This window comes from Streptomyces minutiscleroticus (genome assembly GCF_014650875.1).
Taxonomy (GTDB): Bacteria; Actinomycetota; Actinomycetes; order Streptomycetales; family Streptomycetaceae; genus Streptomyces; species Streptomyces minutiscleroticus.
The window spans coordinates 122,354-147,594 of record NZ_BMVU01000011.1 but is presented as its reverse complement, the minus strand read 5'-3'; the positions used below and the strand labels follow the sequence as shown (position 1 = coordinate 147,594).

19 protein-coding genes are annotated in these 25,241 nt (G+C 76.3%); 15 read left to right on the top strand and 4 right to left on the bottom strand.

Translation table 11 applies throughout. The annotated features are described in order from the left end of the window. Window positions 1–50: 50 nt before the first annotated feature. The 12 genes from IE271_RS14645 (at window position 51) to IE271_RS14590 (ending at window position 14,356) form a co-directional block, all read left to right on the top strand. On the top strand, window positions 51–2,489 hold the full coding sequence (locus IE271_RS14645; RefSeq protein ID WP_190190750.1) for a SpoIIE family protein phosphatase: 2,439 nt from the start codon (window positions 51–53) through the stop codon (window positions 2,487–2,489). A gap of 53 nt (window positions 2,490–2,542) precedes the next feature. Then, the gene (locus IE271_RS14640) at window positions 2,543–2,956 is read left to right on the top strand and encodes a pyridoxamine 5'-phosphate oxidase family protein (protein WP_190190712.1); all 414 of its coding nucleotides are present in this window, start codon (window positions 2,543–2,545) and stop codon (window positions 2,954–2,956) included. A gap of 253 nt (window positions 2,957–3,209) precedes the next feature. Continuing rightward, window positions 3,210–4,172, top strand: coding sequence for a UDP-glucuronic acid decarboxylase family protein (locus IE271_RS14635; protein ID WP_190190711.1), 963 nt, complete (start codon window positions 3,210–3,212; stop codon window positions 4,170–4,172). Between the two features lie 97 nt (window positions 4,173–4,269). After that, window positions 4,270–5,934 carry a carbamoyltransferase family protein gene (locus tag IE271_RS14630; protein WP_190190710.1) on the top strand — a complete coding sequence of 555 codons (1,665 nt, stop codon included), beginning with the start codon at window positions 4,270–4,272 and terminating at the stop codon, window positions 5,932–5,934. Continuing rightward, complete coding sequence (locus IE271_RS14625; protein ID WP_190190709.1) at window positions 5,931–6,998, top strand: glycosyltransferase family 2 protein; 1,068 nt, start codon at window positions 5,931–5,933, stop codon at window positions 6,996–6,998. Before IE271_RS14630 ends, IE271_RS14625 begins: the two co-directional genes overlap by 4 nt. Then, on the top strand, window positions 6,995–7,681 hold the full coding sequence (locus tag IE271_RS14620) for a D-glycero-alpha-D-manno-heptose-1,7-bisphosphate 7-phosphatase (RefSeq protein ID WP_190190708.1): 687 nt from the start codon (window positions 6,995–6,997) through the stop codon (window positions 7,679–7,681). Before IE271_RS14625 ends, IE271_RS14620 begins: the two co-directional genes overlap by 4 nt. Then, window positions 7,678–8,754, top strand: a complete 1,077-nt coding sequence (locus IE271_RS14615; RefSeq protein WP_190190707.1) for a glycosyltransferase family 9 protein — start codon at window positions 7,678–7,680, stop codon at window positions 8,752–8,754. The genes IE271_RS14620 and IE271_RS14615 overlap by 4 nt, the downstream gene beginning before the upstream one ends. After that, window positions 8,751–9,716 (top strand): glycosyltransferase, encoded by a 966-nt coding sequence (locus tag IE271_RS14610; protein WP_190190706.1) that lies wholly within the window; start codon window positions 8,751–8,753, stop codon window positions 9,714–9,716. The genes IE271_RS14615 and IE271_RS14610 overlap by 4 nt, the downstream gene beginning before the upstream one ends. After that, a complete protein-coding gene (locus tag IE271_RS14605; RefSeq protein WP_190190705.1) occupies window positions 9,713–10,957 on the top strand; it encodes a glycosyltransferase in 1,245 nt (414 codons plus the stop codon). Before IE271_RS14610 ends, IE271_RS14605 begins: the two co-directional genes overlap by 4 nt. Before the next feature lie 206 nt (window positions 10,958–11,163). After that, window positions 11,164–11,814 (top strand): D-sedoheptulose-7-phosphate isomerase, encoded by a 651-nt coding sequence (locus tag IE271_RS14600; RefSeq protein WP_190190704.1) that lies wholly within the window; start codon window positions 11,164–11,166, stop codon window positions 11,812–11,814. Further along, on the top strand, window positions 11,811–13,211 hold the full coding sequence (gene rfaE2 / locus IE271_RS14595; protein WP_190190703.1) for a D-glycero-beta-D-manno-heptose 1-phosphate adenylyltransferase: 1,401 nt from the start codon (window positions 11,811–11,813) through the stop codon (window positions 13,209–13,211). The genes IE271_RS14600 and rfaE2 overlap by 4 nt, the downstream gene beginning before the upstream one ends. After that, window positions 13,208–14,356, top strand: coding sequence for a glycosyltransferase family 9 protein (locus IE271_RS14590; protein ID WP_373308765.1), 1,149 nt, complete (start codon window positions 13,208–13,210; stop codon window positions 14,354–14,356). Before rfaE2 ends, IE271_RS14590 begins: the two co-directional genes overlap by 4 nt. A gap of 64 nt (window positions 14,357–14,420) precedes the next feature. On the opposite strand, the gene IE271_RS14585 is transcribed toward IE271_RS14590, so the two are convergent. Continuing rightward, on the bottom strand, window positions 14,421–15,758 hold the full coding sequence (locus IE271_RS14585) for an MFS transporter (protein ID WP_268256194.1): 1,338 nt from the start codon (window positions 15,756–15,758) through the stop codon (window positions 14,421–14,423). Window positions 15,759–16,242: 484 nt separating this feature from the next. Between IE271_RS14585 and IE271_RS14580 the strand changes: the two genes are divergently transcribed. Next, entirely contained in the window at window positions 16,243–17,025 is a 783-nt protein-coding gene (locus IE271_RS14580) for an SDR family oxidoreductase (protein WP_190190701.1), read from the top strand. 139 nt (window positions 17,026–17,164) lie between these two features. Then, window positions 17,165–17,980 (top strand): SDR family oxidoreductase, encoded by an 816-nt coding sequence (locus IE271_RS14575; protein WP_190190700.1) that lies wholly within the window; start codon window positions 17,165–17,167, stop codon window positions 17,978–17,980. A 60-nt stretch (window positions 17,981–18,040) separates the two neighbouring features. Here IE271_RS14575 and IE271_RS14570 read toward each other — a convergent pair whose 3' ends face one another. Continuing rightward, a complete protein-coding gene (locus IE271_RS14570) occupies window positions 18,041–19,480 on the bottom strand; it encodes an FAD-binding oxidoreductase (protein ID WP_190190748.1) in 1,440 nt (479 codons plus the stop codon). A gap of 645 nt (window positions 19,481–20,125) precedes the next feature. Here IE271_RS14570 and IE271_RS14565 point away from each other — a divergent pair. Next, a complete protein-coding gene (locus IE271_RS14565) occupies window positions 20,126–22,399 on the top strand; it encodes a M4 family metallopeptidase (RefSeq protein ID WP_190190699.1) in 2,274 nt (757 codons plus the stop codon). A 275-nt stretch (window positions 22,400–22,674) separates the two neighbouring features. Here the strand turns inward: IE271_RS14565 and IE271_RS14560 are convergent, their stop codons facing one another. After that, window positions 22,675–23,601, bottom strand: coding sequence for a DUF2382 domain-containing protein (locus IE271_RS14560; RefSeq protein ID WP_190190698.1), 927 nt, complete (start codon window positions 23,599–23,601; stop codon window positions 22,675–22,677). Window positions 23,602–23,840: 239 nt separating this feature from the next. After that, window positions 23,841–25,211 carry an MFS transporter gene (locus tag IE271_RS14555; RefSeq protein WP_190190697.1) on the bottom strand — a complete coding sequence of 457 codons (1,371 nt, stop codon included), beginning with the start codon at window positions 25,209–25,211 and terminating at the stop codon, window positions 23,841–23,843. Window positions 25,212–25,241 lie beyond the last annotated feature (30 nt).

The window sequence follows — 25,241 nt, the reverse complement described above, 5'->3', positions numbered from 1 at the left end:
CGGGCGCGGGTCCGCCGTCCCGCCCGGCACCGTCCGCACGCCCGAGGAGCATCGCCACCGTGAACACCCCGCACGAACCCGACCACGAGGCCCTCGGAGAGGGCCGGGCCGAGCCCGCCGTCCCCGCCGCGTCCGTCGCGCGGGCCGCGGACGGCTCGGCCGTCGGCCGGCTCGCCGCGACCGTCGAACGGCTGCGCCACGAGGTGGGGGCCGCGCACGCCGCCGCGGACGGCAGGGCGCTGCTCGAACTCGCCAAGGGCATCCTCATCGAGCGCCTCGGCTTCGGCCCCGCCGAGGCCGCCGAGCGCCTCCGGTCGCTGGCGGAGCAGGCCGGGGTGACGCCGCTCGAACTCGCCGTCGACGTCATCAACCAGGCGGCCCGCGACCGGGTGTCGGAGATCGCCGCCGAGCTGGTCACCGACGGCGAGGGCGGGGCCCGTGCGCGCCGCTCCTCCCCCGCCGCGGTCCGGCTGCGCACGGCGGAGAGCGGTGCCCTGGCCGCGGCCGACGCGCAGGCCGTGGCCGACTCGCTGCTCCAGCACGCGCTGGCCCCGCTGGGCGCGAGCGCCGTGGCGGTGTGGGCCGCGCGCTCGGACGGCTCGCTGTCGCTGGCGGGCAGCGCCGGGTTCTCCGCCGCCGAGGCCGACCGCTGGTGCTACGTACCGCCCGGCGTGGCGACGGTGGCGCGGCAGGCGCTGACGCACCGCGGCACGCAGTGGTTCGCCTCGCCCGCCGAGGACGGGATGCCCTCCATCGGGCGCGCGGAGTACCCCGAGGGCGGCCGGGTGGCCGTGCCCGCCGGGACCGGCGGGCGCATCCACGGCGTCCTGGAGATCGTCTGGCCGTCGCCGCTGGCGCCGCAGCCGCCGCAGATCGTGCGGCAGATCGAGGCCCTGGCCGACCTGTGCGCGCACACCCTGGAGACGCACACGCCGGTGACCGGTGCGCCCGCCCTGGGCTCCGCGCGCAGCCAGCCCGGTGTGCTGGAACTCGTCCACCTGGCCGAGGGCCTGCACGACCCGGCCCTCGTGCTCGTCCCGCACGCCGACGACGACGGCGAACTCGTCGACTTCCGCATCCACTACGTCAACGGCCGCTTCCTCGACCCGGCGGGCCGGCCCCGCAACACCATCAACGGGTCCCTGCTCCTGGAGGCCTACCCGATGGCCGCGGGGCAGAGCGGCCTCTTCGAGCACATCGAGCGGGTGTACGCGACGGGCGAGCCGTTCGCCGCCCAGCGCATGACGCTCACCGCGCTGGTGGAGCAGGTGCCGCTGTCCGCGGTCGCCGACATCCACGTCAGCCGGCACGGCACCAGCGTGCTGCTGATCTGGCGCATCGAGGACGAGGCGGCGCGGCTGGCCAGCCTGCTGCAGAACGCCCAGCGGCTCGGCCGGATCGGCGGCTTCGAGGAGAACGTCGTCACCGAGGAGATCACCTGGAACAGCCAGCTGTTCTCCCTGTTCGGGCGGCCCTCCTACAGCACGCCCGTACCGCTGAAGGAGCTGGCCGCGCACGCGCACCCCGACGACGCGGTCGCCATCGGCCGCTTCCTGCGGACGTTGCTGCACCATCTGCGTCCCGCGTCGGCGGCGTTCCGGCTGCAGCGCCCGGACGGGGTGACCCGGCACATGCGGGTGGTGGCCGAGCCGGTGCTCGACGCCGCCGACCGGCTGCTCGTCCTGCGCGGTGCCTACCAGGACATCTCGTCCCAGCACTGGACCGAGGTGGCCCTGGCCGCCACCCGCGACCAGCTCGCCCACACCGAGCAGCAGGCCGCCGAGCGCAACCGCCTGGCCCTCCAGCTCCAGCACGCCATCATGCCGCCCGCCCAGGCCCCGCTGGAGATCCCGCAGCTCCAGCTCGCGGTGCGCTACCGGCCCGCCGAGACCGAGCAGCTCGTCGGCGGCGACTGGTACGACGCCGTCCTCCTGCCCTCGAAGAAGGTGCTGCTGTGCGTCGGCGACGTGGCCGGGCACGGTATCGAGGCCGCGACCAGCATGGTCGTGCTCCGCAACGCGCTGCGCGGCCTCGCCGTCACGGGCGCGGGCCCGGCCCAGCTGCTGTCCTGGCTCAACATCGTGGCGCACCACCTGACGGGCGCGGTGACCGCCACGGCCGTCTGCGGCCTGTACGACCCCGAGCGGCACACGCTGACCTGGGCGCGGGCCGGGCACCTGCCGCCCGTGCTGGTCCGCGACGCGGAGGCGGAGCCGCTGCCCCTCGTACGGGGCCTGCTGCTGGGCGCGGTGGCGGAGACGACGTACGAGGAGGCCGAGGTCCAGCTCGCCGCGGACGACACCCTGCTGATGTACACGGACGGTCTGATCGAGCGCCGCGACCTGTCCGTCGAGGAGGCGCTGTCGCACCTGCTGGAGACGGCCCGGGGGCAGGCGCCGAGCCTGGCCCAGCAACTGGACCGACTGCTCACCTACAGCCGGTCCGACACCGACGACGACACCTGCATCATCGGCATCCGGGTGGCGTAGGGGCCGGTACGGTCCAGGGGGGAATCCCCCTGAGCAGCGAGAAAGGGCACCTCATGACGGCTGCGGCAGCCACCCCCGCCGACCCCTTCGAGGAGTTCTGGCGGGAGCGCCGGGTCTGCTTCCTCACCACCCCGCGCACGGACGGCACCCCGCACCTCGTGCCCGTCGGCGTGACCTACGACCCCGCGACGCGGACCGCCCGCGTCATCAGCAGCGCGGGCAGCAAGAAGGTCCGCAACCTGCGCGCCGCCGGGCCGGGCGCCACCGTCGCCGTGAGCCAGGTCGACGGCCGCCGCTGGTCCACCCTCGAGGGCACCGCCGTCGTCAGGGACGACCCCGCGTCCGTCGCCGACGCGGAACGGCGCTACGCCGCCCGGTACCGGCAGCCGCGCCCGAACCCCGAGCGGGTGGTCGTCGAGATCGCGGTGACGCGTGTCCTGGGCACCGTGCGGCCCCACACCTGGTGACACCTTCCCGTAATCCCTCCTGACCTGGGCGGAAGCCGCCCGCGGCGGGCCCGCTCACGGTGCGTGGTTCACCCGATCGCCCGTGCCGCCGCGCCCCCGGCGGGGGGCCGGGGCGAGTCTGGGCGCAGGCCCGGACGGCTCGGGCCGCTCCGTTCGACGGAGCGCGGACCGCGACCACGGAAGCGGTGCGCGACGCCGGGCCCCGGCACCGCGGTGCCGGTCCTCCGGCGGCTGCCGACGTCAGGAGAAGACCATGAGCAACGCAGCCCCACGCGTCTGGGAGCACGCCGTCGTCACGGGCGGCGCGGGATTCGTCGGATCACACCTGTGCTCCGCGCTCCTGGCCGCCGGAACCCGCGTCACCTGCGTGGACGACTTCAGCACCGGACGGCCCGAGAACATAGCCGGGCTCCGCGACCGGCCCGGCTTCACCCTCGTACGGGCCAACGTCTCGGAGCCCCTCGACATCGACGGTCCCCCCGACCTCGTCCTGCACTTCGCCTCCCCCGCCTCGCCCGCCGACTACCTGCGGCTGCCGCTGCACACCATGGAGGCCGGCAGCCTCGGCACCCGCAACGTCCTCGAACTCGCCCGCGCCGCCGGGGCCCGCTTCGTCCTGGCCTCCACCTCCGAGGTGTACGGCGACCCGCAGCAGCACCCGCAGAACGAGCGGTACTGGGGCAACGTCAACCCCGTGGGGCCGCGCAGCGTGTACGACGAGGCCAAGCGCTTCGGCGAGGCGCTGACCACCGCCGAGGCCGAGGTGCACGGCGTCGACACCGCGATCGTGCGGCTGTTCAACACCTACGGCCCCCGGATGCGGGGGTACGACGGGCGCGCCGTGCCGACGTTCGTCCGGCAGGCGCTGGCCGGGGAGGACCTGACCGTCACCGGCGACGGGCTGCAGACCCGGTCGCTGTGCTACGTCGACGACACCGTGGCCGGCGTCCTCGCCATGGCCGCCCACGACATGCGCGGCCCGGTCAACATCGGCAACCCGGACGAGCTGACGATGCTGGAACTGGCCCGAGTGGTCATCGACCTGACCGGCTCGTCGTCGCGGATCCGCTTCATCGAGCGGCCCACCGACGACCCGGCCGTGCGCTGCCCGGACATCACCCTGGCCCGCGACAAGCTCCAGTGGGAGCCGCGGGTGCCCGCCGAGGAGGGCCTGCGGCGCACCATCGACTGGTTCCGCGCCCACATGGACGGCTGAAGGCCCCTGCCCGCCGTACCCGTCCGTACGCCGGGTCCCGCCCGCCGCTCCCCCACCGACCGGGTCGCCCCGACCCGCCGAAAGGCATGGGACTGTCATGCGCATCCTCGGAATCAACGCCCTGTTCCACGATCCCGCCGCCGCCCTCGTCATCGACGGGCGCACCGTCGCCGCCGCCGAGGAGGAGCGCTTCTCGCGGCGCAAGCACGGCAAGCGGCCGCTGCCGTTCTCGGCCTGGGAGCTGCCCGAGAAGGCCGCCGCCTGGTGCCTGAAGCGGGCGGGCCTGCGCCCGCAGGACCTCGACGTCGTCGCGTACTCCTTCGACCCGGAGCTGGCCCGCCCCGCCGAGGCCATGGGGCTCGACGACCCGTGGGACCACCTGCGGCTCACCTATGCGCGCGAGGCCCCGAACTTCCTCGCCGCCGCGCTGCCCGGCCTGGACCCGGCCAAGGTCCGCTTCGTGCCGCACCACATGGCGCACGCCGCGTCCGGCGCCTTCGCCGCGCCCGACGCGGGCGACTCCTCGGTCCTGGTGCTCGACGGCCGCGGCGAGCGCGCCTCGCACCTGGCCGCGCACCGCACCGGTGACAGCCTGGAGCCCCTGTACGCGCAGGAGCTGCCGCACTCGCTGGGGCTGGTCTACGAGGAGCTGACCGAGCACCTGGGCTTCCTGCGCTCCTCGGACGAGTTCAAGGTGATGGCGCTGGCCTCGCACGGGCGGCCGCGGATGCTGGCCGAGCTGCGCCGCCACGTGCGGGCCACGGGCGACGGCGGGTTCCGCGCCGCGTCCGTGCCCTGGCACGAGCTGTGCGCGCCGCGCGGCGCGGACGAGCCGTGGACCCAGGACCACGCGGACGTGGCGGCCAGCGCGCAGGCGGTCCTGGAGGAGACCCTGCTGAACCTGGTGCGCTGGCTGCACGGGCGCACGCACGACAGCGTGCTCACCCTCGCCGGCGGCGTCGCGCTCAACTGTGTGGCCAACTCCCGCATCGCCCGCGAGGGTCCCTTCTCCCGGGTGTGGGTGCAGCCCGCGGCCGGCGACGCGGGCACGGCGCTGGGCAGCGCCCTGCTGCTGTCCGCCGGCGCGGGCGAGGACGTGGGGTGCATGACCGGCGCGGACCTCGGCCGCGACTGGTCGGACGCGGAGATCGGGGCATGGCTGAAGACGGCGGGCGTGCCGTTCGAGCGGCCCGCGGACATCGCGGAGACGGTGGCGCGCACGCTCGCGGACAACGGGATCGTGGCCTGGTTCCAGGGCCGCTCCGAGTACGGGCCGCGGGCGCTGGGCCACCGCTCCCTGCTGGCCCACCCCGGGCACGCGGGCAACCTGGAGCGCCTCAACGACGTGAAGGGCCGCGAGCAGTTCCGCCCGGTGGCGCCCATGGTGCTGGCCGACCGGGCCCCCGAGATCTTCGACGGGCCGATGCCGAGCCCGTACATGCTGTTCGTCCACGACGTGGCCCCCGGGTGGCGCGAGCGCATTCCGGCCGTCGTGCACGTCGACGGCACCGCCCGCATCCAGACCGTGGACCCGGCCGCCGAGCCGCTGGTCGCCCGGATGCTCGCCGCCTTCGAGCGCCTCACCGGACTGCCCGTGGTCGTCAACACCAGTCTGAACACGGCGGGGCGGCCCATGGTCGACGACCCGCGCGACGCCCTGGAGTGCTTCGGCTCCTCCCCCGTGGACCTGCTCGCCATCGGCCCGTACGCGGTCCGGCGCCCCGCCTTCTTCGGGGTCTGCGACGACGGGGCCACGGCGTGACGGCGGGCGGCGGGGCCGGGCGTCCCGAGTACGCCGTGGTGATCCCCACCCTGGGCCGGCCGAGCCTCGGCGCCTGCCTGCGGGCGCTGGCCGCCGCCGGCGGTCCCCCGCCGGCGCGGGTGGTGCTGGTCGACGACCTGCCCCTGACGCGCGGCCCGCTCCCCGTCGACGTGCCGCCCGGGCTGGTGGGGCTGACCACCGTCGTGGCGGGCGGCGGGCGCGGGCCGGCCGCCGCGCGCAACGCCGGCTGGCGCGCGGCCCCCGCCGTGCCCTGGATCGTCTTCCTCGACGACGACGTGGTGCCGGGGCCGGGCTGGGGCGAGCGGCTGGCCCGCGACCTGGCCGCGGCCTCGCGCCGCACGGCGGCCGTCACCGCGCGGATCACCGTGCCGCTGCCCGCGCACCGGCGCCCCACCGACTGGGAGCGCAACACCGCGGGCCTGGAGACCGCCCGCTGGATCACCGCCGACATGGCCTACCGGCGTACGGCCCTGGAGGCCGTCGGCGGCTTCGACGAGCGGTTCCGGCGGGCCTTCCGGGAGGACGCGGACCTCGCCCTGCGGGTGCTGGCGGCGGGCTGGACGGTGGCGGCGGGCGAGCGCCGCACCACGCACCCCGTGCGGCCCGCCGACCGCTGGGTCTCGGTGCGGGCGCAGCGGGGCAACGCCGACGACGTGCTGATGACGCGGCTGCACGGGCCGGACTGGTGGGAGCGCGCGGCCGCGCCGCGCGGCCGGCTGCCGCGCCATCTCGCGGTGACCGCGGCCGGGCTCGGCGCGCTGTCCTGCGCCGCGCTCGGCGGACGCGGCCCGGCGCTGGCGTGCGCGGCGGGCTGGCTGGCGGGCACCGCCGAGTTCGCGGCGGCCCGGATCGCCCCCGGCCCGCGCGACCGGGACGAGGTCGTCTCCATGGTCCTGACCAGCGCCCTCATCCCGCCCCTCGCCGCCTGGCACTGGCTGCGCGGGCGGTTCGTCCACCGGAGGACCGAGCCGTGGACGCCTCCGGCCGGCGCCGCGCCGCCGCCCGCGCCGCACCACCGGGCGAAGGACCGGGTGCTGCCGTGACCGGGCGCCCCGCGGCCCGCCCGCCGCTGCCGTCCCGCCGGCCGTCCCCGGCCGGCGGGACGGCGGGCCCCTGGCTGTTCGAGGCGGGCGGCGCAGCGGCGCCCGTCCCCCGGTCCCACGGCGCCGCGCTGCCCGACGCCGTCCTCTTCGACCGCGACGGCACGCTCGTCGCCGACGTCCCCTACAACGGCGACCCCGCGCTGGTCGTCCCCCTGCCCTCGGTCCGGGAGGCCGTCGCCGCCGTACGGGCCCGCGGCGTGCCGGTCGCCGTGGTCAGCAACCAGTCGGGCGTGGCCCGCGGCCTGCTGACCCACCGCCAGGTCGAGGCCGTGGCGCGGCGGGTGGAGGAGCTGCTCGGGCCGTTCGCGGTGTGGGCCGTCTGCCCGCACGGGCCCGGCGACGGCTGCGGGTGCCGCAAGCCCGCGCCGGGACTGGTGCGCGCGGCCTGCGCGCGGCTCGGCGCGGACCCCGCCCGCACGGTCGTCGTCGGCGACATCGGCGCGGACGTGACGGCCGCCCGCGCGGCGGGCGCGCGCGGGGTGCTGGTGCCCACCGCGGTCACCAGGGCCGAGGAGGTCGCGGCGGCCGCCGAGACGGCGCCGACCCTGCTCGACGCCGTCCGCCTGGTCCTGGACGGCGCACCGGTCCCCGGCCGTACGGCCACGGCGGAGGGAGCGCGATGATCCGTCCCCGTACCCTGGTCGTCCGCCTGGACAGCGCGGGCGACGTCCTGCTGGCCGGGCCCGCCGTACGGGCGGTGGCGGCCGGGTCCTCGCACACCGCCCTGCTGTGCGGCCCGCAGGGCCTGCCGGCCGCGCGGCTGCTGCCCGGCGTGGACGAGGTGCTGTGCTTCGACGCCCCCTGGGTCGGGCTCGACCCGGCGGCCGTCTCCCGCGAGGAGACCCTCGCCCTGGTGCGCACCCTGGCCGCCGGGCGCTACGACCGGGCCCTGGTCCTCGTCTCGTACCACCAGAGCCCGCTGCCGGCCGCGCTGCTGCTGAAGCTCGCCGGGGTCGGCCGGACCGCCGCCGACAGCGAGGACTACCCCGGCGCCCTGCTCGACCTGCGCCACCACCGGCTGCCCCACCGCCACGAGGCACAGGCCGCCCTCGACCTGGCGCGGGACGCCGGGTTCCGGCTGCCGCCCGGCGACGACGGCGGCCTGCGCGTGACCGCTCCCCCGGACACCGCGCACCTGACGGGAGCGGACCCGTACGTGGTGCTGCATCCCGGCGCCGCCGTCCCGGCCCGCGCCTGGAGCCCGGGCCGGGCGGCGCGCGCCGCGGCCGCGCTCACCGCCGCCGGGTACCGCGTGGTGGTCACCGGCGCGGCCGCCGAGAAGGACCTCACCGCGCGGGTCTCCGGGGGCCACGCCCTGGACCTCGGCGGTGTCACCGGCTTCCACGAGCTCGCGGGCGTGCTGGCCCGGGCGCGCGTCGCCGTGGTCGGCAACACCGGGCCCGCGCACCTCGCCGCCGCCGTGGGCACGCCCGTCGTCTGCCCGTTCGCGCCGGTGGTGCCGGCGGAGCGGTGGCGGCCGTACGGCGTGCCGCACGTGCTGCTCGGCGACCGGGGCGCACCGTGCGCCGGGAGCCGGGCCCGCCGGTGCCCCGTCCCGGGACACCCCTGCCTGGACGCGGTGGGCGACGCCGAGGTGGTCGCCGCGGTGGCCGCGCTGTACGGCCGCGACGGTCACGCGGGGGGCCGAGCGGGGCCGTCCGGCACAACCGACACCGAGCGAGGAGCGACCGTATGAACATCCTGCTGTGGCACGTGCACGGGTCGTGGACGACGTCGTTCGTCCAGGGGCCGCACACCTACCTCGTGCCCGTCACGCCGGACCGCGGGCCCGACGGCCTCGGCCGGGCCCGGACGTTCCCCTGGCCCGACTCGGTCGTGGAGCGGACGCCCGAGCAGCTGCGGGACGCGCAGGTCGACCTCGTCGTCCTGCAGCGCCCGCACGAGGCGGAGCTCGCCGAGCGGTGGCTCGGCGGCAGACGGCCGGGCCGCGACGTGCCCGCCGTGTACCTGGAGCACAACGCGCCGGACGGCCGCGTCCCGCTGACCCGGCACCCCTGCGCCGACCGCGACGACGTCACGCTCGTGCACGTCACGTACTTCAACCGGCTGTTCTGGGACAACGGCGGCACGCGCACCCGGGTGGTCGAGCACGGCATCGTCGACCCGGGCCACCTCTACACCGGGCACCTGGAGCGCGCCGCCGTCGTGGTCAACGAGCCGGTCCGGCGCGGCCGGTACACCGGCACCGACCTCCTGCCCGCCCTGTCGCAGGCCGTGCCGCTCGACGTCTTCGGCATGCGCACCGAGCACCTGGGCGAGCGCCTCGGCGTGCCCCCGAGCCACTGCCGCGGCATGGACCTGCCGCAGCAGCGGCTGCACGCGGCCATGGCGCAGCGCCGGCTGTACCTGCACCCGGTGCGCTGGACGTCGCTCGGCCTGTCCCTGCTGGAGGCGATGCACCTGGGCATGCCGGTCGTGGCGCTCGCCACGACGGAGGCCGTCGAGGCGGTGCCCGCGGGCTGCGGCACCCTCTCCACCCGGCCCGAGGTGCTGGCCGACGCCGCCCGGCACTACCTGCGCGAACCGCAGGCCGCGGCCGAGGACGGCGCGCGCGCCCGGCAGGCGGCCCTCGAACGGTACGGCCTCAAGCGCTTCCTGGCCGACTGGGAAGAACTGATCGCGGAGGTGCGCTCATGACCTCGTACAGCCCCGGCCCCACGGGCCCCCTGTCCGTCGCGCTGGTCTCGGAGCACGCGAGTCCCCTCGCCGCGCTGGGCGGCGTCGACGCGGGCGGGCAGAACGTCCACGTCGCGCGGCTCGCCGGCGCCCTGGCCGACCGGGGCCACCACGTCACCGTCTACACCCGCCGCGACTCCCCCGGCCTGCCGCGGCTGGTTCCCCTGCGGGCGGGCGTCGACGTGCACCACGTGCCCGCGGGTCCGCCGGAGGAGATACCCAAGGACGAACTCCTGCCGTACGTCCCGCAGTTCGCCCGCCACCTCACCGAGCGGTGGCGCAGCCGCGCGCCCGACCTGGTGCACTCGCACTTCTGGATGTCGGGCCTGGCCTCGCTGCCGGGCGCGCGCGAGCTGCGGCTGCCGCTGCTGCACACCTACCACGCGCTGGGCACGGTGAAGCGGCGCCACCAGGGCGACGCCGACACCAGTCCCCGCTCCCGGATCGCCTGCGAGCGCGAGGTGGGCCTGGACTGCGACCGTATCGTCGCCACCTGCCGCGACGAGGCCGCCGAGCTGCGCGCGATGGGCATACCCGCCGACCGCGTCGGCATCGTGCCGTGCGGCGTCGACACCGGGCAGTTCACCCCGTACGGGCCGGTCGCCGAGCGGGGCCCGCACCCGTACCGGCTGCTCCAGGTGGGGCGGCTCGTGCCGCGCAAGGGCGCGGCCGTCTCCGTCGCCGCCCTGGCCCGGCTGCCCGGCGCCGAACTCGTCGTGGTCGGCGGCCCCGCGCCCGGTCGGCTCGACGCCGACCCGGAGGTGCGCAGACTGCGGCGGCTCGCCGGGGACGCCGGGGTCGCGGACCGCGTCCGCTTCACCGGCTCCGTGCCCCGCGAGGCCATGGCGCCCCTGCTGCGCAGCGCCGACGTGGTGCTGTGCCCCGCCGACTACGAGCCGTTCGGCATCGTGCCGCTGGAGGCGATGGCCTGCGGCCGGCCGGTGGTGGCGAGCGCGGTGGGCGGACAGCTGGACACCGTCACGGACCCCGGCACGGGGCGGCTCGTGCCGCCCGGCGACCCGGAGGCCCTGGCCCGCGCGGTCGCCGCCCTGCTCGCCGATCCCGCCCTGCGGGAGCGGTGCGGGGCGGCCGGCCGCCGCCGGGTGCTGAACCGCTACGGCTGGGACCGGGTCGCGGCCGCCACCGAGGCCGTGTACGGCGAGGTCCTGGCCGCGCGGTACGCCGTGACGCGGGTGGTGTGAGCCGAAGACCCACCGGCCCTCAGACGCCCGGCGGCCCGGGCCGACCGGAACCGACCGACCGACAGACAGCAGCGATGCCCGAAGGAGGTGCGGGCCCCGCCCCGTACGCACCCACGGACCCGCGGCTCGCACGGACCGCATGGAGACATGCGCAGACGTGCGGACGTGGACCGGCAGACGTACGGAAGCGGCGGACCCGAATCACGATGAGCGAATCCCTTGCACTCGACGGCGCGCACCGGCACTGCCAGTCCCTGCAGGACGCGCTCGGCCGGTTCCGCCGGGACGGCGGCCTCGGCCGGATCGCGGACTGGGCCGCCCAGCTGTCCTACGTCCTGCCCACGGGCGGCCGGCTGCTGGCCGCGGGCAACGGCGGCAGCGCCGCCCAGGCCCAGCACCTGACCGCCGAGCTCGTCGGCCGCTACCGGCGCGAGCGCCGCGCCTTCTCCGCCCTGTCCCTGCACGCGGAGACCTCCAGCATGACCGCCATCGGCAACGACTACGGCTTCGAGCACGTCTTCGCCCGCCAGGTCACGGCGCACGGCCGCCCCGGCGACGTCCTCCTGCTGATGTCGACGTCCGGGCGCAGCGCCAACCTGATCACCGCCGCCGTCGCCGGACGGGCGGCGGGCCTGCGGGTGTGGGCGATGACCGGGCCCGGGCCGAACCCGCTCGCCGAGGCCGCCGACGAGTCCCTGTGCATCGACGCCGACGCGTCGGCGACCGTGCAGGAGGCCCACCTGGTCGCGGTGCACCTGCTGTGCGAGTGCTTCGACACGGCGGCGGCGGAGTTCACGGCGCCCGCGGTCGCGGCGGTCCCGCACCGGCCCGTCGCCGTCCGCCGGAGGGTGTCATGAGCGGCGCCGCGCCCCTCGTCGTGGTCGGGGACGTCCTGCTGGACGAGGACATCGAGGGCGTCTCCACCCGGCTGGCCCCGGACGCCCCGGCGCCCGTCGTCGACGTCACCGGCGACCGGCTGCGCCCCGGCGGCGCCGGCCTCGCCGCCGCCCTGGCCGCGCGCGGCGGGCGGGAGGTGGTGCTGGTGACCGCGCTCGGCTCCGACCCGGCCAGCGACGCCGTACGGCGCGAGCTGCGCGGCCGGGTCCGGCTGGTGGAGCTGCCACTGGCCGGGACGCTGCCGGTGAAGACGCGGGTGCTGGCGAGCGGGCGGCCGCTGGTGCGCATCGACCGCGGCGGCGGCACGCCCGGCGCGCCGGAGGACGGCACGGTGCCGGACGTCCTGGCGCAGGCGCACGCCGTCCTCGTCGCCGACTACGGCCGGCACACCGCGCGGGCCGTACGGGACCACCTCGCGGCCGTGGCGCACCGCACGCCGGTGGTGTGGGACCCCCATCCCAAGGGCGACGCGCCCGTGCCGGGCGTGCGGCTGGCCACCCCGAACGCGGCGGAGGCGAGCGCGCTGGTGCCGGACGGCGACCAGTCGCTGCGGGCGCACGCCCGGCGCGGCGCGGAGCTGGCCGAGCGCTGGCGGGCCGCGGCGGTCGGCGTGACGCTCGGCGAGCGCGGCGTGCTGCTGACGCGGTCCGGCAGCACGGCCCCGATGCTGGTGCCGGTCCCCTACCGCTCCGGCGGCGACCCGTGCGGCGCCGGGGACTGCTTCGCGAGCGCGGCGGCCGCGGCGCTCGCGGACGGCGCGCTGCCGGAGGAGGCGGTGCAGCGGGCGGTCGCCGAGGCCGCCGCGTTCGTGGCGGCGGGCGGCGCGGGCAACGCCGCGCTGTGGCGGGACCCGCCCGCGGGGCGCACCGGGCGGCCGCCCGCGGCCGACCCGTTCGCGCTGGCCGAGGAGGTGCGGGCGCGCGGCGGCACGGTCGTCGCCACCGGCGGCTGCTTCGACCTGCTGCACGCGGGCCACGTCGGGCTCCTGGAGAGCGCCCGGCGCATCGGCGACTGCCTGATCGTGTGCGTGAACTCCGACGCGTCCCTGGCCCGCCGCAAGGGCCCGGGCCGCCCCCTCAACCACCTCGCCGACCGCGTCCGCGTCCTGGCGGCCCTGGGCAGCGTGGACGCGGTCGCGGTCTTCGAGGAGGACACCCCGGTGGAGCTGCTGTCCCGGCTGCGCCCCGACGTGTGGGTCAAGGGCGGCGACTACGCGGTCGACGGCCTGCCGGAGGTGGAGGCGCTGCGCACCTGGGGCGGCCAGGCGGTCCTGCTGCCGTACCTCGACGGCCGTTCCACGACGACGCTGGCCCGGCGTGCGGCGCGCGCGGCGGAGCCCCGGCCTGCGGGCCCGTGACGCGGCCCGGACCCGTACCGCCGGCCGGGGCCGCCGCGCCGCGCGGCGAGGACTTCGTGCTCCCCGGCACGGCGTCCGCCGCTCACGGGGGCCGGACGGCGCGGCGGTCCCGGCCGCGGGTGCTCGTGCTGCGGGCGCTGGGGCTCGGCGACCTGCTGACGGCCGTGCCCGCGCTGCGCGCGCTGCGCCGGCACCTGCCCGGGTACGAGGTCGTCCTCGCCGCGCCGGAGCGGTTCGCGGGGGTCGCGGCGTCGACCGGCTGCGTCGACCGGCTGCTGCCCGCGCGGGCCCCCGCGGGACGGGCGGTCCCGGTGTCCCTCGACTGGCCGGGGCCGGTGCCCGACCTCGCCGTCGACCTGCACGGCAACGGCCCGTCGAGCCATCTGCTGCTGCAGCGCCTGCGGCCCCGCGCGCTCCTCGCCTACCGGCACCCCGGCACGCCCGACGTCCAGGGCCCGCGGTGGCGGCCGGAGGAGCACGAACGGGAACGGTGGTGCCGGCTGCTGCACTGGTACGGCATCGCCGCCGACCCCGGCGACCTGCGGATCCCGCCGGGCGCCGCGGCCTCGCCCGCGCCGGGCGCCGTCGTCGTGCATCCCGGCGCCGACGCGGCCGCCCGCCGCTGGCCCGCGGAGCGGTTCGCGGCGGTGGCCCGGGCCCTGCGCCGGGCCGGGCACGAGGTCGTGGTCACCGCGGGCGCGGGCGAGGAGCGGCTGGCCGCGTCGGTGGCGGCCCGGGCCGGCCTGCCGCCGGCGGCGGTGGTCGGCGGCCGGGGCGACGTTCCGTTCGACCGGCTCGTCGCGCTCGTCGCACGGGCGCGCTGCGTGGTGGTCGGGGACACCGGGCTCGCCCATCTCGCGACCGCCCTGGGCACCCCGTCGGTCGTCCTCTTCGGGCCGGTGGCCCCGCGTCTGTGGGGGCCGCCCGACCTGCCCCGGCACCGGGTCCTGTGGGGCCAGGAGGGCGACGGCCCGGCCCGCCCCGGGGACGCCCACGGCCGCGTGCCCGACGCCCGGCTGCTGCGCGTCACCGTGGCCGACGTGCTGGCGGCGGTGCGCTCGCTGCCGGCACCCGACGCGGCGGCGGGGACGGCGGACGCCCGCCCTGACGGGCGTCCGGACGGATGGGCCCGCGCGTCCTCCTGACCGGGCTCGGGACGGGACAGGCGGGTGGGCCGGGCGGCCGCGGCCGGAGACGGCCCGGCGGTGGTCAGGCCGCCGTGGTCAGGGACGGCCGGGCGGCCGGCGAGGCGGCCGGGTCGTCGCCCAGCAGGACGGCGGCCGGGGTCCGGCGGCCGCGGAGCGCGTACCCCGCCGCGACCGCGCCGGCGATCAGCAGGCCGCCCGCCGCGAGGGCACCGCGCGCGCCCGCCAGCTCCATGAGCAGGCCGAGCGCGGGCGGTCCCGCGAGACCCCACCCCGTGCTGATGGTGTTCCACACGCCGAGCACGCGGCCGCGCAGGTGGGCGGGCGGGTCCGTCTGCAGCACGGTGGTGCCGGCGGTGTCGGACACCGACTCGACCACGGCCATGGGCAGCACCAGGACCAGCAGGACGGCGAGCGAGGGCGACAGCGCGGCCGCGACCTGCAGCAGGCCGCCGGCGGCGGCCAGCGTCCCGACCGTGCGCACCGACGGCCTGCGCAGCCGCGCGCCCAGCACCGCGCCGAGGATGCCGCCGGCGGCGAGCACCGTGGAGACCGTGCCGAACGCCCCGGCGCCGGCCGCGAGCGGCCCGGTGACGAGCACGGCCAGGGTGAGTCCGTAGTTGCGGCCGAAGACGGCGCTGACACCGGTGATCCCGGCGAGCGCGAGCAGGCGCGGGCGGCGGGCGAAGTAGGCGAGGCCCGCCCGTACGGTCATGTCGTCGCCCTCGGCGGCGGCCGTCGCGCGGGCGGCGGGCGTGCCGCCGTCGCGGCGCAGGAGCCTCAGGAAGGGGATCACCGCGGCGACGAAGAGGAACGACACGCCGTTGGCGGCGTAGGCGGCGGCCGTGCCGACGAAGGCGACCGTCACGCCGGCCAGCGCGGTGCCCGCGAGCCGTCCGGCGTTGTGGACCAGGGAGCCGAGGCCGATCGCGGAGGGCAGGTCCTCGGCGCGTACGAGGTCGTTGCCGAGCAGGGAGCAGGCGGGACCGTCGACGGTGGCGATCAGACCGGTGACGGCGGCCAGGGCCATCAGCGTCCCGAGGCCCATCGAGTCGGTCGCCACCAGGGCGGCGGTCACGAAGGCCACGACGCCGAGCAGCGCCTGGCTGGCCGCGGCGGTCAGCTTGCGGGGCCAGCGGTCGACGACCGCGCCGCCCGCGAGGCCCATCAGCAGGCCGGGGGCCGCCTGGACCGACAGGGACAGACCGGTGGCCGCGGCGGAACCGGTGATCTGCAGCACGAGCAGGTTCTGCACCGTGAGCTGCATCCAGGTGCCGGCGCCCGAGACGAAGTGGGCGACCGACCACCAGCGCATGCTGGGGTACTTGAGGGCCCGCCAGGGCGAACGGTCGGCGGAGGCCCGGGCGGGACGCGGCGCGGCGTCGGCGGGGACAGTGGACACAGTGACGTACTCGCAGGACAAGCCCAGGCAAGGCTCCCGGGACGTGGCGGACGCGGAAGGAGCGCGAAGGTGCCGGCTGCTCTGCTCGGCCGCTCCACCGTGCTGGTCGGACGGCGTGCCGCTCGGGGTTCGGTCCTCCGGGGCACGGCCGCGGACCATGGTGACAGACGGTTCCCGGGGTACGGCGGACTCCGCCGGCCCCCGAGTCCCCCGCTTCTCCCAATTCCCCCTGTGGCAGGCGGTCTTGGACTTCTGGTGTGCTTGCTCACAGTGGTCGCCCGAGGCGGTCGAAGGGCGGTGCGCCGCCACGGAAAGTGACCTCCGCCACTGGCGCCCTCCGGACCGGGTGCCGCGTGCGGGACCGGCCCGGCGGGCTAGCACCGCGTGCCGGTCCGGGACGCCGGGGTCACAGTGGGGAACGGACCGGTTTCTCTCGGCACGCGCACGGCGGACCCGTGCGGCGGCACACCGGAAGGCGGACGGCATGGACGGCAGGGACGACAGCAGCGGCAGGGGCGCCACGGGCGGCGGGGTCCGCGTCGATCTGCGCGGCAGACGGGCGCTGGTGACGGGCGGGGCCCGGGGCCTGGGCGCCTCCATCTGCCGGGCCCTTGCCGGCGCGGGCGCGTCGGTGCTGGTGGCCGACGTGCGCAAGGAGCCGGCGCGAGAGCTGTGCGGGGAGCTGGGGAGGTCCGGCGGCGAGGCGCGGTTCGTGGAGCTGGACGTGCGCGACGCCGCCGCGGTCGCGGAGGTCTTCCGCGGCCTGGAGGCGGCGGACCGGCCCCTCGACATCCTGGTCAACAACGCGGCCGTCGACGTCTCCAAGCCGATCGAGCACCTGACGGCCGAGGAGGTGACGCGGGTCGTCGCCACGAACCTGCTGGGCCCGATGTACCTGTGCCTGGAGACCTACCGCCGCATGGTGGCGCGCGGCGGCGGCCACATCGTCAACATCCTGTCGACCGCGTCGAACCGCACCTGGACCGAGGCCGGTCCGTACGCGTCGGCCAAGACGGGACTGCGGGCCTTCACGCACACCTTGTTCAAGGAGGCGCAGCGCGACTGCCCCGGGATCGGGGTCACGGGCATCATCGCCGGCGGGATGGAGACCCCGTTCATCATGGAGCGCTTCCCGGACGCGGACACGTCGATGCTGCAGAGCCCCGACGTCGTGGCCGACACCGTGCTGTACGCACTGTCGGTCCCGTCGACCAGCACGGTCTCCGAACTGGTCGTGGTCCCGCGCAAGGAGCCCTCCTGGCCGTAGGCCGGCCGTGCGCCGGTCCCCGCGCCCCTTCCCGGCGCACCGGGACCGGGAAGGCCGCCGGACGGTCCCGTCCCCGCGCGGCCGCCCCGTACGCCGCCGGCCGCGCAGCACCCGACCCACGAGGAGCACGAGGAGCGCGATGTCCACCCCCGAGAGCAACCAGTCCCCCGTCGCCGTCGTCACCGGCTCGGACTCCGGCATCGGCCGGGCCACTGCCGTCCGCCTGGCCGCCGCCGGCATGGACGTGGGCATCACCTACCACACCGACAAGGAGGGCGCCGAGGCCACCGCGGAGGAGGTCCGCGGGCACGGCAGGCGCGCCGCCGTCGCCCGCCTCGACCTCACCCGCCTGCCCGGCGCCGCGGACGTCGTCGACCGGCTCGCCGACGAGCTGGGGCGCATCGACGTCCTGGTCAACAACGCGGGCACGGGCACGGCGACGCCCTTCCTGGAGCTGGAGCACGCGCAGTTCCAGGAGGTGCTCGACGTGGACCTGCTCGGGCCGTTCCTGTGCTCGCAGCGGGCGGCGCGCCGCATGATCGGCCAGGGCGGTGGCGGCCGGATCGTCAACGTCACCTCGGTGCACGAGCACCAGCCCCGGGTCGGCGCGGGCCCCTACTGCGCCGCCAAGGGCGGCCTCGGCCTGCTGACGCAGGTCATGGCGCTGGAGCTGGCGGAGCACGGCATCACGGTCAACGCCGTCGCCCCCGGTGAGATCGCCACGCCGATGACCGGCCAGGAGGACGAGGACGTGACGGACGCGGACAAGGTCCGCCAGGGCGTCCCGCTGCGGCGGCCCGGTGACGCGCGGGAGGTCGCCGCGGTGATCGCCTTCCTCGCGGGCCCCGACGCCTCGTACGTCACCGGCGCGTCGTGGGCGGTCGACGGCGGCATGCTGCGGATGGGCCCGATGGCCGGTTCCCACCTGAAGGACGACAGCTGGCGCCGCCCCTGACGGCGGCCGCGCACGAGGGCCCGCCGCCCGGGACCGTACCGGGGCGGCGGGCCCGCCGTGTCACACCCGGGCGACGTCCGCGCCGGCCCCGCCGGCCCGCTCCCCCACGACCTTGCCCGGGTTGAAGAGACCGAGCGGGTCGAGGGTCTCCTTGACGGCGCGCTGCACCGCGCAGACGGCGGGGCCCAGCTCGCGCTCCATGCCCGCGCGCTTGAGCAGGCCGACGCCGTGCTCTCCGGTCACCGTGCCGCCCAGGGCGACGGCCTCCACGAGCAGCTCCTCGAAGGCGGCCTGGGCGGCCTCGCGCGCCTCCTCGTCGCCGGGCGGCGTGATCAGCAGCGGGTGGAGGTTGCCGTCGCCGGCGTGCGCGATGGTGGCGATCCGCACACCGTGCCGCCGGCCGATCTCCTCGGTGCGGGCGAGCATCGCGGGCACCGCCGAGCGCGGGACGCACACGTCCTCGGTCAGCACCGGGCCGAGCCGCTCCAGCGCCGGGTAGGCGAGGCGCCGCGCCTCGAACAGCGCCTCCGCCTCGGCCGCGTCGGTGGACCGCTCCGTCCACACCGCGCCGGCCTCGGTGAACGCCTCGGCCACCGCGGCGGCCTCGTCCTCCCCCGCCCGGCCCGGCGCGTCCACACGCGCCAGGAGCAGCGCGGCGGTGCCGGCCTCGATGCCGAGGTGCTTCCAGTCCTCCACCGCCTCCAGGCAGGCGCGGTCGAGCAGTTCCAGGGCGACGGGGGTCAGGCCGCGCCGGGTGCACAGGGCGACGGCCTCGCCGGCGGCCACGAGGCCGTCGAAGGCGCCGACGACCGTGTGCGGCGCGGTGCGCGGGGCGGGGCGCAGTCTCAGGGTGATCTCGGTGACCACGCCGAAGGTGCCCTCGGAGCCGACCACCAGGCCCGTCAGGTCGTAGCCGCTGACCCCCTTGGTGGTCCGCCGGCCGACCCGCACGGCCGTGCCGTACGGGCCCGCGGGGCCGCCCATCACGATCTCCAGGCCGAGGACGTAGTCGCGGGTGACGCCGTACTTCAGGCAGCACAGGCCGCCCGCGTTCGTCGACACGTTGCCGCCGATGGTCGACCAGGGGGCGCTGGCCGGGTCCGGCGGGTACCACAGGCCGTGCTCGGCGACGGCGGCCTTGAGGTCGTTGTTGACCACGCCGGGCTGGACGACGGCGAGCAGGTTCTCGGTGTCGATCTCCAGGATGCGGTTCATCCGGGAGAGGTCCAGGACGAGGCAGCCGTCGGTGGCGTTGGCGCCGCCGGACAGGCCGGTTCCGGCGCCGCGGGGCACCACGGGGACGCCGAGCGCGGCGCACGCGCGGACGGCGGCCTGCACCTCCTCGGTGGACGTGGCCCGCAGCGCGGCGAGCGCGCGGCCCGCCGGGGCCCACTCGGCGTCGTCGGCGCCGAGGGCGGCCAGAACGTCGGGATCGGTGATCAGTGTGCTGTCCGGAAGCGCTGCGGCCAGGGCTTCCCGGGTCTCGGCTGCGGTGGTGATGGCGTCCCTCCTTCTTCCCCTCTGAGACTAACCGTCCACCATGCGGACACCCCGGGCGGGACGGAGGAGCGGACGCGCAGGATGCGCGGTACGCCCCGCGCGCCCGCACCGTCGCCCTACCCGGCGCTCCGGGGTCCGGAACCTCACCTCCGGACCGATCCCGACCCCGTCCGGACCGACGCCCTGCCCCTCCCCGGACAGGCACCCCGCCCCGGCCGGGCGCCCCGCACCGCACCGCGAACCACCAAGTCCACACTTCCCGGGACCGACGCCCCTTCCGGCGCGGTGACCACCGAACGACCCCTTCGCGTCCCGCACACGTCCACACGGTGAAGCGACCGAAAACTGTCCGTCGCCCGTGAACCCGCAGTTGGCCGAGACCATTTCCGGCCGTTCTCTTGGCAAATCCATGACAAATGACAAGCGGCGGTGCCACCCTGTGGCACGGGCGTTCACATCGCCCACTTCTCTCCCCCACCTTCTCTCCCCCTCACTCCCGCTGCCGGTGCCGGCACGCCCCACCCGCACGCAGGCCCCGCCCGCGCAGCGCGTCTCCGGTTCGACGACGAACCCACCTTGCCGACGGCACACCTCGTCGGCGTCTCCCCCCGGCCCATCCGGCCGGCCTGCCCGAAGGAGAAGCACGTGACACGGTCCTCCCGTACCGCGCACCGCCGCAGACGCACCGCGGCCCTGGCCCTGACCACCGCGGGCGCCCTGCTCGCCGCCGGCTTCCAGGCCGGCGCGGCGGCGGCCGACCCGGCCGGCGACCGCGGCCCCTCGAAGGCCGTCGCGAAGCCCCGGGCCGGCGCGGCCCCGGTGAAGCTGTCCGCCGCGCAGCGCGCCGCCCTCCTGAGGAGCGCGACCGCCGGGGCCGGCGGCACGGCCGAGGCGCTGGGCCTGGGCCCGAAGGAGAAACTGCTCGTCAAGGACGTCGCCAAGGACGCCGACGGAACCACGCACACCCGCTACGAGCGCACCTACGCCGGACTGCCCGTGCTCGGCGGTGACCTCGTCGTCCACACCAAGGGCGGCCGGACCACACTGTCGAAGGCCACCGAGGCCACCGTGAAGGTGACGAGCACCACTCCGAAGATCGCCTCCGCCACGGCCGGGAGCAGGGCGCTGGCCGCCGCGGAGGGGGCCGAGTCCGCGAAGCCCGGCCTGGACGGCACCCCGCGCCTGGTCGTCTGGGCCGCCGGCGAGAAGCCCGTGCTGGCCTGGGAGGCGGTGGTCGAGGGCCTGCAGCACGACGGCACCCCGAGCGAGCTGCACGTCATCACCGACGCGACCTCCGGCAAGGCCGTCTTCCAGTACGAGGACGTGCGCACCGGGACCGGCACGGGGCAGTTCAGCGGCACGGTGCCGCTGGACACCACGCTCTCCGGCTCCACGTACCAGCTGGTCGACCCCGCCCGGGCGGGGCACCGGACCTACGACCTCAAACAGGGGACGTCGGGCACGGGCACCCTCTACACCGATGACAACGATGTCTGGGGGAACGGGACCCAGAGCGACCGGCAGACCGCCGGCGTGGACGTCGCCTTCGGCGCCGCGGCCACCTGGGACTACTACAAGGACGTCTTCGGCCGCAACGGCATCCGCAACGACGGCGTCGCCGCCTACAGCCGCGCCCACTACGGCAACAACTACGTCAACGCCTTCTGGTCCGACAGCTGCTTCTGCATGACGTACGGGGACGGCGCGGGCAACGCCAACCCGCTGACCTCCCTGGACGTCGCCGCGCACGAGATGAGCCACGGCGTCACCAGCGCCACCGCGAACCTCACGTACTCCGGCGAGTCCGGCGGCCTGAACGAGGCGACCTCCGACATCTTCGCCGCGGCCGTGGAGTTCCACGCGGACCTGGAGTCGGACGTCCCCGACTACATGGTCGGCGAGAGGATCGACATCAACGGCGACGGCACCCCGCTGCGCTACATGGACAAGCCCTCCAGGGACGGCGCCTCGCGCGACTACTGGAGCTCCTCGCTGGGCAGCGTCGACGTCCACTACTCCTCGGGTCCGGCCAACCACTTCTTCTACCTGCTCGCCGAGGGCAGCGGCGCGAAGACGGTCAACGGCGTCGCCTACGACAGCCCGACCCACGACGGCGAGGCCGTCCCCGGCATCGGCCTGGAGAACGCCGAGCGCGTCTGGTACCGGGCGCTGACCACGTACATGACGTCGACCACGAACTACGCGGGCGCGCGCACCGCGACGCTCCGGGCGGCGGCCGACCTGTTCGGCACGTACAGCGAGACGTACCTGGCGGTCGCGGCCGCCTGGGCGGCGGTCGACGTCGGCGACCGGATCGCCCTGGGCGTCAACGTGGCGCCGGTCGCCGACCAGGTCAGCGGGGTCGGCCAGGAGGTGTCCCTGCAGACGGACGCCTACACCACCAACGCGGGCGCCTCGCTGACGTACGAGGCCGCCGGCCTGCCCGCCGGGCTGGCCCTGAGCGACACGGGCCTGATCTCCGGCGTCCCGACCGGCACCGGCACCGGCGAGGTGACGCTCACGGTCACCGACAGCACCGGTGCCACCAGTTCCACGAGCTTCACCTGGACGGTCTCGCTGATCTACGACAGCACGGCCCGCGTCGACATCCCGGACGCCGGCGCCGCGGTCGAGTCCCCCCTCACCATCGGCGGCCGGACCGGCAACGCCTCGGCGGCGACCAAGGTGTACGTGAAGATCGTCCACACCTACCGCGGCGACCTGACGGTCGACCTCGTCGGCCCGGACGGCACCGTGTACTCCCTGCTGAACCGCAGTGGCGGCACCGCCGACAACGTCGACCAGACCTTCACCGTCGACGCCTCGGCCCAGCCGGTCGACGGCACCTGGAGGCTGCGGGTGCAGGACCGCGCCGCGATCGACACCGGCTACATCGAGCGGTGGGAGCTCACCCCGTGACCCGTTCCCGCTGATCCGTCCCTGACGGCGGAGCGCACCACCGCCCGCCCGGCCGCCCCGGCGCGCCGGACGGGCGGCCCGCGCCGGGAGCCGGCGTCCGCGGCTCCGGACGCCGGGCGTGCGTGACCCCGCCACCGGCGGGCACGGCGCGCACCGCGTGCGTACGCGGTGCGCGGAACGCGCCCGGTGCGTGCGGGGTCACCGCCGTCCACCGCGCCGGCCCGTCCGGCGGCACGGTCGCGCGCCGCCGGACCGTCCGGCGCCTTCGGCCCGGCTCAGCGCTGGTCGGGCCGGCCGTGGCGTCCGCCGGGGCCGCGCCGTCCGGCGGGGCCGGCCTTGCCGGTGCCGTCGTCGTACTCGATCTGCTCCTTGCGGACCGTGTCGGCGACCTCCTGCTGCTCGGTCACCTTCTCGGTCTCCAGGTGGACGCGCTCCACCGGCACGGCCTCCTTGCGGACCACCGGCCGCTCGGCGTGCAGGGTGACCTCGGCCTCCGCCTCGCCGATGTCCGCGCGGACGCCCTCGCCCTCGCGGATGGGCTCGTGGACGACCCGGACCTCCTCGTGGCTGATCGGCACGGTGGTGACCACGTTCTCCGTCACCACCACCTTGCGCAGCCTGGCCCGGCCGACCACGTCCTCGGTCTTGCCGACCTCCAGCCGCTCCTCGGAGCGCACCATCTCGTCGGGGTGCTGTCCGCCGCGGGCGCCCGCCGTGCCCGCGCGGCCGGTGTCCGCCATGCCCGAGCGGCCCTTGTTCGCCATGCCGGTGCCCGCCGTGCCGACGGCGCCCGTCAGGCCCGCGGGGCCGCCCTTGGGGCCGGAGTCCGCCATGCTCCGGTCGGCGTTCGTGTTGACGCCGCCCGCCGCGTCCATGCCGCTGTGGGACACGCCGTAGTGGCGGTACAGCCGCTGCTCCTCGTCCGCGTCGAGGTGCTGGTCGGCGTCGACGCGGGGAGCTTCCTTGATGGTGTCCTTGGTGTGCGCCAGGCGCAGGCCCTCGCCGTCACGACGGGCGCCCTCCAGCGGCACGAAGGTCATCTTCATGCCGAACAGGCCGGTGGTGACGGTGATCCAGTCGGGGCGGCCGGTGCGGTCGTCGACGTACACCTCCTCCACCTTGCCCACCTTCTCGCCGGCCGGGTCGTAAGCCGTAAGCCCCCTCAGCTCCTCGGTGCCGAGGTAACGCTCACCTGAAGTCATGCGTGATCACTCCCTGAACGCGGGCACGCGGCGGAAGGGTCGGGAGACCTTCGCACGGTCCGGGCGCCCCACCTCCACCCCGCACCCCGGGCGGACGGGCCGCAACTCGGCGCCGCCGCCCCGCGCGCGGCCGGGCGGGCTCCTCCCGCACGGCCAGGGGCGACCCTCTCCCGCGGACGGGCTGCTCCATCCGGGTGAAGATCGCCCCCAGGGACGGTGAGCCGCGGCCGGGCCGCGGCTCAGACCCCGGCCTTCTCGCTCCTGCCGTTCTCCCGCGTCACGGACCGGGCCAGGCGCGCGGCCCGGGTGCGCGGGCCGAAGACGGCCAGGACGACCGCGCCCAGGACCCAGGTGCCGGCGATGAAGCAGAAGACGCTCTGGTAGCCGGTGCGGTTGTAGAGGGCCGCGATGATCAGCGGTCCGGCGGCGTTGGAGAGCCGGCCCAGGCCGTACGAGATGCCGGTGCCCAGGGAGCGGCCCCGGGTGTCGAACAGTTCGGGCGAGTAGGCGTAGCCGAGGGCGGTGTAGCCGCGCTCGAAGAGGTTCACCAGGAAGCCGAAGACCACGATCAGGACCGGGTCGAAGGTCAGCCCGTACAGCAGGCCGCACAGGGCGATGACGGTGCCGAAGGCGACCAGGCACCACTTGCGCTCGAAGCGGTCGGTGACCAGCGAGGCGAGGAAGGAGCCCAGTGGCGCGCCGACCGTGGTGAGGGCGACGTAGAAGATGGACTTCTCGACGCTGAAGCCCTCCTTGGCCAGCAGGGTCGGCGCCCAGCTGGAGTAGCCGAAGAAGCCGATGGTCTGGGTGACCCACAGGACGGTGAGCAGCAGCGTCGGCAGGAGGTACTTCTTCTGCAGCAGCAGGCGCAGCGGGGCCTTGGCGACGGGGGCGAGGTCGACGGGCGCGGCGGGCTCGGGCAGCGGGCCCTTCGCGGCGGCGACCTGCGCCTCGATCTCCCTCAGCACCTCGTCCGCCCTGGCGTGGTCGCCCTTGCTCTCGTACCAGCGCGGCGACTCCTTCAGGTGCCGGGTGAAGAGCACGAAGAGGATGCCGAGGGCGCCCCACAGGTAGACCAGGCGCCAGGACCAGTCGCTGAGCGGGACGACCGCGCTGGCGATCAGGCTGGTGACGGGGGTGCCGCAGATGCCGATGACGATGGCGTACGCCTGGTACTTGCCGCGGACGGCGGCCGGGTAGATCTCGCTGACGTAGATGACGGCGACGACGGTCATCGCGGACAGGCCCGCGGAGGTCAGGACGCGGAACACGCCGAGGGAGACGACGTCCCAGGAGAAGACGGAGAGGAAGGAGAAGAGGCCGAAGAAGACGGTGGTCAGGCTGAGCGCCCGTTTGCGGCCCCATCTGTCGGCGATCCAGGAGGCGACCACCGACCCGATGAACATGCCGACGAACGACAGCGAGGTCACGTAGGCGACCTGGTCCACCGTGACGCCCCACAGCTTGATCAGGCGGGGCGCCGTGACGGCGAAGCTGTTGATGTCGGCGAACTCGAAGAAATAGGCGAAGGAGACGGCCAGCAGGGTGACCTTGTGGAACCGGGAGATCGGCAGCCGGTCGAGCCGGTTGGCGGCGTTGGAGTGCTGCATGGGTGAACCCTTGTCACTGAGGCGGGGCGG